The sequence below is a fragment of the Martelella sp. genome (genome assembly GCF_984369615.1).
In genome coordinates this window covers 20,311-27,330 of sequence record NZ_CFHTCS010000018.1, presented here as the reverse complement: position 1 = coordinate 27,330, position 7,020 = coordinate 20,311, and the positions used below count along the sequence as shown (strand labels likewise).

The following is a 7,020-nucleotide window of genomic DNA, read 5'->3' as shown; positions in this document are numbered from 1 at the left end:
GTCCCGGTGTCGATTAAAGCTCCTACGCGTCGATCGAGGAGCGCCATGGCGTCAAATTGTGGGAGCGTGAGGGACATAAGCTGCGCCTGACGCTTGCGGGGAACTATCTCCTTGGCCTGGCAATGCGTGTGTTGCCGCAACTCGAACATGGCGCGGCGGTTCTTGATGATTACGCGCGCGGGCGGCGCGGCGCGATCCGGGTGGGGATGGAATGCCATCCCTGCCAGGATTGGCTGATGCGGGTGGTGGACCCGTTCCTGGCGGAATGGCCCGATGTCGCGCTGGATGTGACGACGGCCTTCCAGTTCGGCGGTCTGGCCGCGCTTCTGAGCCACGAGATCGACATTCTCGTCACCCCCGATCCTATCGAACGGGCGGGGCTCGAATACAGGCCTGTCTTCGATTACGAACTGGTTCTGGCGGTGGCCGAAAACCACCCGCTGGCGCAAAAGCAACGGATCGAGCCGGAGGATCTGGCGGGCGAAACCCTGATCACCTATCCGGTCTCGCGTGAGAGGCTCGATATCTACACCCGCTTCCTCGTGCCCGCCCACGCCCTGCCGCGCCGTCACCGCACGGTGGAAACGACCGATCTGATGTTGCGACTGGTCGCATCCGGCCGCGCCGTCAGCGCGACCCCCGACTGGCTCCTGCGCGAAGCCAAGGGGGTGAAGGGCGTCCGGATTGGCGAGGGGATCGCAAAGTCGATTCATCTCGGCCACCGGAGTGGCGAGCGTCCCGACTATCTGGATGGCTTCATGGCGCTTGCCGAAACCGTCAGAATCTGAATCGACCGCTGCGTTCAGGCGTGCAATCCGGGCGGCTAAAAAGCACGCAGATTTGCCGTTCATCAAGACCGGCAGCATTCACTATGAGTTTCTGTCATGTTTTCCTGAAATAAAATCATTTTCATTCATGGATTGGCTCTGACATAGAACAGGCATTGGCTTGTTCGTCGACACGGGAAATGCGCCGACAGGGCGGGCCTGAAACGAAGAGCAAGAAACCACGAACACGCAAGAAACGGACTCGGGCCTTGCCCTGGAAGCCAGGACAGCAGATCACGATGACCAAAGATTTCACCTTCACGATCAAGAGCATTCGCTTCGACGAAGACTACACGCCGTCCGATGGCACGCGGATCACCACCAACTTTGCCAATCTTGCCAGAGGCGAGAGCCGTCGGGAGAACCTGCGCAATGCATTGCGGATGATCGACAATCGCTGCAACAGCCTGGCGCAGTGGGACAATCCCGAGAGCGATCGCTATTCGGTCGAACTCGACATCATTTCCGTCGAACTCGATGTCGAGGGCGACGGCAACAGCTTCCCGGCCATCGAGGTGCTCAAGACGACGATCGTCGACCACGGGACGGGCGCGCGCATCGAGGGCATTGTCGGCAACAATTTCTCCTCCTATGTGCGCGACTATGATTTCAGCGTCGTGCTTCCCGAGCACAACAAGGACCGCGCCGGCTTCAGCATTCCCGATGATTTCGGCGAACTGCACGGCAAGCTGTTCAAGGCCTTCGTCCACTCGCAGACCTACAGAGAACACTTCCGCAAGCCGCCGGTGATCTGCCTCAGCGTGTCGGACAGCAAGGTCTATCATCGCACGGCCAACCTGCATCCGGTTCTGGGCTTTGAGTACCGACCGAATGAGACATCGCTCACCGAGCACTATTTCCGGAAAATGGGGATGGAGGTTCGCTATTTCATGCCGCCCGGCAGCGCGGCGCCCTTCGCCTTCTATTTCTTCGGCGATCTGCTCCTGGATTACACCGATCTCGAACTGATCGGCACCATCGCGACGATGGAGACATTCCAGAAGATCTATCGGCCCGAGATCTACAACGCCAATTCCGCCGCCGGCGAGCGCTACAAGCCGAACCTCGGGCATGGCGATCACTCGCTCACCCGGATCGTCTATGACCGCGTCGAGCGGACGCGTCTGGCGAGCGAGCAGGGCCGGTTTGCCGAGGAAAACTTCATCAAGCCCTACCGGGCCATTCTCAACGACTGGTCCGCGCAATACGCACAATGACAGGATTGCCGTTCATGAAAAAACTGCTCCCCACGTCGACTGCCGGCAGCCTGCCCAAGCCCGCATGGATCGCAGAACCCGAAAAGCTCTGGTCCCCCTGGAAGCTTGAGGGCGCGGAACTTGCCGAGGGCAAACAGGATGCGCTGCGGCTGACGCTGGCCGAGCAACAGCGCGCCGGCATCGATATCGTCAGCGATGGTGAGCAGACCCGCCAGCACTTCGTGACGACCTTCATCGAGCATCTTGATGGCGTCGATTTCGAGAAGCGCGAGACCGTCAGGATCCGCAATCGCTATGACGCCAGTGTCCCCACCGTCGTCGGCGCGGTGTCGCGCGAAAAACCGGTCTTTGTCGAAGACGCGAAGTTCCTCCGCAGCCTGACCGACGGTCCGATCAAATGGGCGCTGCCCGGCCCGATGACGATGATCGATACGCTTTACGATGCTCATTACAGAAGCCGTGAAAAGCTTGCCTGGGAGTTTGCCAAAATTCTCAATCAGGAAGCCCGCGAGCTTGAAGCCGCCGGCGTCGACATCATCCAGTTCGACGAGCCGGCCTTCAACGTGTTCTTCGAGGAGGTGAATGACTGGGGCATTGCCACTCTGGAAAGGGCGATCGAAGGGCTGAAATGCGAGACCGCGGTCCATATCTGCTATGGCTATGGCATCAAGGCCAATACCGACTGGAAGAAGACGCTTGGCTCTGAATGGCGGCAATATGAGGAAACCTTCCCCAAGCTTCAGGCCTCCAATATCGATCTGGTCTCGCTGGAATGCCACAACTCCCATGTGCCGATGGAGCTGATCGAGCTCATTCGCGGCAAGAAGGTGATGGTCGGCGCGATCGATGTTGCGTCCAACACCATCGAAACGCCGGAGGAGGTCGCCGCGACCCTGCGCAGGGCGCTTCGGTTTGTCGATGCGGACAAGCTTTACCCCTGCACCAATTGCGGCATGACGCCGCTTTCGCGCAGCGTTGCCAGAGGAAAACTCGAGGCGCTGAGTGCCGGTGCGGCAATCGTCCGACAGGAGCTCGCGGCCGCATAACCTGCCCCGAAACCGGCCCGCCTTGTCATGTTATACCCGCAGGGCGGGGGCGGGTGCCGAGAGGGCATGAGAGGCTTCAACAGGAAAAGATGCCGATGTCTGAAACCGCCTTTGTCGACAGGATCGACCCTCGCGACCTGCGCGATTGCTGCGGCCGGTTTGCCACCGGCGTCACGGTCATCACCACGCGTTCAGGCGAGGGCGACCACGGCATGACGGCCAGTGCGTTCATGTCAGTCTCGCTCGATCCGCCATTGATCGCAATCTCTCTCGATCGCCGGTCGAGGATGCTGGGCAGGGTTTTGAGCGCGCGCCGTTTTGCCGTGAATATCCTGACGGAGGCGATGCGCGCGCATGCCTTGCATTTTGCCGGGCGACCGGATGGAACATTGACGGACCTGTTCCTGGAGCACTGCCACGGGCTGCCCGTCCTGCGTGAGGCGGCAGCGGTGATCGTGGCCGACGTGGTCAAGCAGGTCGAGGCCGGCGATCATGTCCTTCTCCTCGGTCATGTCCGGCATCTGGATCGCGATCCGGACGCAGCCCCGCTTCTTTATCACGCGGGGCAGTTCGGCAGCCTTGCGGCCCACCCGGCCGGTTGAGCGATCAGCCCGGCGCTTGTCGCGCCCGTTTCGATCTGCCGACCCATTCATAGACATCGGCGCTTTTCTGCGCGGCCGACGAGCATGCGCAGCCGCAACCGCATCCCGCCCTGGCGCAGGCCGGCGGTTCGCCCGAGATCTGACGCACGGAACCCTTTCGTCTCAGAACAGACATGATGTTCTCCACCGCTTCGATGTCGGTATCGAAGCGGTTGGAAAGTTCCTGGATGGACGCGCTTCCGTTCTCGGCGAGATGGAGCCTGATATCTGCGAGCAGCATGCCTGACTTCCTTATGCGGTTGCGCCGCGCGGGCGATCCGGCACGGTGGCTTTGGGACCGGAAAGAAGGCGCATTGCGGCGATCACGACCGCCAGGAGGCCGAGGATGCCGGCGGTCCACAGGCTGGAGGCTGCGGGGTGATCCGAAAACGTTCCGAGCTGATAGACCAGCACGGCCGATCCGTAGGCGAGCCCGGTTGTCCAGGTTACGGCAAACAGCGTCCAGCGGGTCCCGCTTTCGCGCCATATGGCGGCCGTTGCCGCAACGCAGGGCATATAGAGCAGGATCGCCAGGAGATAGGCGAAAGCCCCGATCCTGCCGTTGAAGCGGGCGGCCATGGCGCCGAAGATGCCGGTCGAAACGCCCTGTTCCTCGGCTGCGACAGTCTGATCGGCGATGTCGCCGACGCCGAGGCCGAGCGGATCGGCGAGGCTTGCCGCAGCGTCTGCGAGATTGGCCGGAATGGAGGCGAAGGCCTCGCTGATGCCGGCGACGACGCTGAACGTCTCTTGCGCTTCTTCTCCGGCAGCCTCGTTCTCGGCGATCTGGCCATAAAGTGCATTCAGCGTGCCGACCACTGCTTCCTTGGCGAAGATTCCGGTGAACAGGCCGACGGTTGCCGGCCAGTTGTCTTCTTGAATACCCATCGGCTCGACAACCGGCGTAATGCTGCGGCCAATGGCCGACAGAACCGAGGCCTCCGTGTCGTCATTGCCGAAGGAACCGTCCGTTCCGAGCGAGTTGAGGAAGCCAAGAACCACGACGACGGCGATGATGACCTTGCCGGCCTTGAACATGAAGGCCTTCAGCCTGTCCCATGTCGTTCTGAGGAGGCTCCTGATTGTCGGGACGTGATAGGGCGGCAACTCCATGATGAAGGGAGAGACGGGACCGCGCAGCAGGGTGTTCTTGAGCAGAAGCCCGGTCGCGATCGCGGCCAGAATGCCGATCAGATAGAGCGCGAACACCACGTTCTGCCCGCCGACGGGGAAGAAGGCGGCCGCAAACAGCGCGTAGACCGGGAGCCTTGCCCCGCAGGACATGAATGGCGACATCATCACCGTCATGATCCGGTCGCGGCGATTGTCGAGCGTTCGGGTTGCCATGACGGCCGGCACGGAGCAGCCGAAGCCGAGCACCATCGGGATGAAGGACTTGCCGGGCAGGCCGATGGCGCGCATCGACCGGTCCATCACAAAGGCGGCGCGGGCCATATAGCCCGAATCCTCCAGGAATGTGAGGAACAGGAACAGGAAGCCGATCACCGGAATGAAGGTCGACACGGTCTGGATGCCTGCGCCAACGCCTTGCGGCAGGATGGCAATCAGCCAACCCGGCGCGCTGATGGCCGTCAGCGCCGCGCTCGGCCAGTCGACCAGCAGCGTCCCTGTCAGAATGTCGAAGAAATCGATGAAGGCGCTGGCAAAGTTGATGGCGAACAGAAACATCGCATACATGACCGCCAGAAAGATCGGAATGCCGAGCATGCGGTTGAGAACAATCGCGTCGATCCGGTCCGACAATGTGCGCGACACCCGGTGCGTGCGTTTGACGGCCGAACGGGCAATGCTGTTGGCAAAGCCGTAGCGCATGTCGGCGAAGAGAATGTCGATGTCCTCGTCGAGCGCGTCCTCGACATTTTCTCGGGCCGCTTCTGCCTGTCGCGCCAGCGCGCTGTCGCACAAGGCTTCCAGAGCCGCATCGCCCTCAATCAGGCGGGCCGCAAGCCAATAGGGTTTGACGCCCCGTTTCCCGGCCAGTGCGGCGGCGGGACCTGAAAGCGCCGCAATCGCGGCCTCGACCTCCGGCTGGTAGGACAGGCGCGCGGTGGGCGCCTTGGCGGCATCTGCCGCGAGAATGATGGCGTCCTTCAGCGCATCGATGCCCTTGCCGCGCCTTGCAATGATCGGCACGACCGGGCAGCCGAGCAGGCTTGCCAGCTTGTCGCAATCGATCCTGAGGCCATTCTCCGCGGCCATGTCCATCATGTTGAGCGCGACAATGACGGGAACCTGCATTTCGATGAGCTGGGCAGTCAGGTAGAGATTGCGCTCCAGGTTCGAGGCATCGACGATGTTGAGCACGATATCGGCTTCGCCGGAGAGGATGTAGTCCCGGGCGATGGTCTCGTCGAGGCCGGCCTCGCTGCCATCGCCGAGAGAGTAGGTGCCGGGCAGGTCAACCACATTGACGGTGGTATCCTTGTGCAAGAAGCGGCCTTCCTTGCGGTCGACCGTGACGCCCGGCCAGTTGCCAACCCTTTGACGCGCGCCGGTCAGCGCGTTGAAGAGCGTGGTCTTGCCGCAGTTCGGGTTGCCTGCCGTCGCGATCGTGATCGACGTCATGACGGCACCCTTTCGCCCCGGAATGCAGAGAGCTCGGCGCGGCGCAGAGAAAGGGAAAAATCACGGATGCGGATTTCGACGGGGTCGCCGAACGGGGCGATCCGGGTCACGAGAAAATCGGTTCCCGGCGTGATTCCCATGGCGAGCAGGCGCTGGCGACCAGCCCGCTCGCCGCGATGATATCCGGTCACGCGTATCCTTGCGCCAACCTGCAGCTCTTCGGACGTCATTGTCTTGGTGCCCCCTGTTTGCAAAAATCCTCTGACGGCACGACCGTGATCCTGGCGGCCATACCCCCGCCGATCGCGATGCGGGCTTCCCCGACGCCGTCAAGGGCGACAACCAGCGGCCCACCGTGCGTGCGGCAGACGATCCGGATGTTGCTGCCCGGCTTTATCCCGAGCGCGCCAAGTTTTCTGCGAAACCGGTCGCCGGCCTTCAGCGCAACGACCCGGAGCCAGGTTGCTTCATCCGCTGAGGTCAGGGGGCACGGCCTTGAGGAGAAGGCATCGCGGGTCGAGCGGCTTGTCAGTGGGTCTTCGGTCGTTCGCGTCCCTGCATGCTCCTCTGTCGGGAGCGCGAAGCTTGAACCAAAGCCAATGGTGAGGTCGGACATGGTCGGTACCCGGAAAACATGAAATCAATTCTCAACTTTATATCTGCAATACGCTCCTGTGCTTCGGTTCGTGCTTTGATCTGGGTC

8 protein-coding genes are annotated in these 7,020 nt (G+C 61.8%); 4 read left to right on the top strand and 4 right to left on the bottom strand.

All coding sequences use genetic code 11. From position 1 onward, the window contains the following. The first annotated feature begins 131 nt into the window (after positions 1–131). From AC5DC2_RS03245 to AC5DC2_RS03230, 4 genes are all read left to right on the top strand, one after another. A complete protein-coding gene (locus AC5DC2_RS03245; RefSeq protein WP_491697442.1) occupies positions 132–788 on the top strand; it encodes a LysR substrate-binding domain-containing protein in 657 nt (218 codons plus the stop codon). Positions 789–1,066: 278 nt separating this feature from the next. Then, positions 1,067–2,044 (top strand): DUF1852 domain-containing protein, encoded by a 978-nt coding sequence (locus tag AC5DC2_RS03240; RefSeq protein ID WP_491697441.1) that lies wholly within the window; start codon positions 1,067–1,069, stop codon positions 2,042–2,044. Positions 2,045–2,058: 14 nt separating this feature from the next. Beyond that, a complete protein-coding gene (locus AC5DC2_RS03235; protein WP_491697440.1) occupies positions 2,059–3,090 on the top strand; it encodes a methionine synthase in 1,032 nt (343 codons plus the stop codon). Positions 3,091–3,185: 95 nt separating this feature from the next. Next, positions 3,186–3,692, top strand: a complete 507-nt coding sequence (locus AC5DC2_RS03230) for a flavin reductase family protein (RefSeq protein ID WP_491697439.1) — start codon at positions 3,186–3,188, stop codon at positions 3,690–3,692. A 4-nt stretch (positions 3,693–3,696) separates the two neighbouring features. Here the strand turns inward: AC5DC2_RS03230 and AC5DC2_RS03225 are convergent, their stop codons facing one another. The 4 genes from AC5DC2_RS03225 to AC5DC2_RS03210 are packed head-to-tail and all read right to left on the bottom strand — an operon-like array spanning position 3,697 to position 6,933. Then, entirely contained in the window at positions 3,697–3,972 is a 276-nt protein-coding gene (locus AC5DC2_RS03225; protein WP_491697438.1) for a FeoC-like transcriptional regulator, read from the bottom strand. Between the two features lie 11 nt (positions 3,973–3,983). After that, complete coding sequence (gene feoB, locus AC5DC2_RS03220; RefSeq protein ID WP_491697437.1) at positions 3,984–6,317, bottom strand: Fe(2+) transporter permease subunit FeoB; 2,334 nt, start codon at positions 6,315–6,317, stop codon at positions 3,984–3,986. After that, positions 6,314–6,547, bottom strand: coding sequence for a FeoA family protein (locus tag AC5DC2_RS03215; protein WP_200336384.1), 234 nt, complete (start codon positions 6,545–6,547; stop codon positions 6,314–6,316). The genes feoB and AC5DC2_RS03215 overlap by 4 nt, the downstream gene beginning before the upstream one ends. Further along, positions 6,544–6,933, bottom strand: a complete 390-nt coding sequence (locus AC5DC2_RS03210) for a FeoA family protein (protein WP_491697436.1) — start codon at positions 6,931–6,933, stop codon at positions 6,544–6,546. The genes AC5DC2_RS03215 and AC5DC2_RS03210 overlap by 4 nt, the downstream gene beginning before the upstream one ends. Positions 6,934–7,020: the final 87 nt, after the last annotated feature.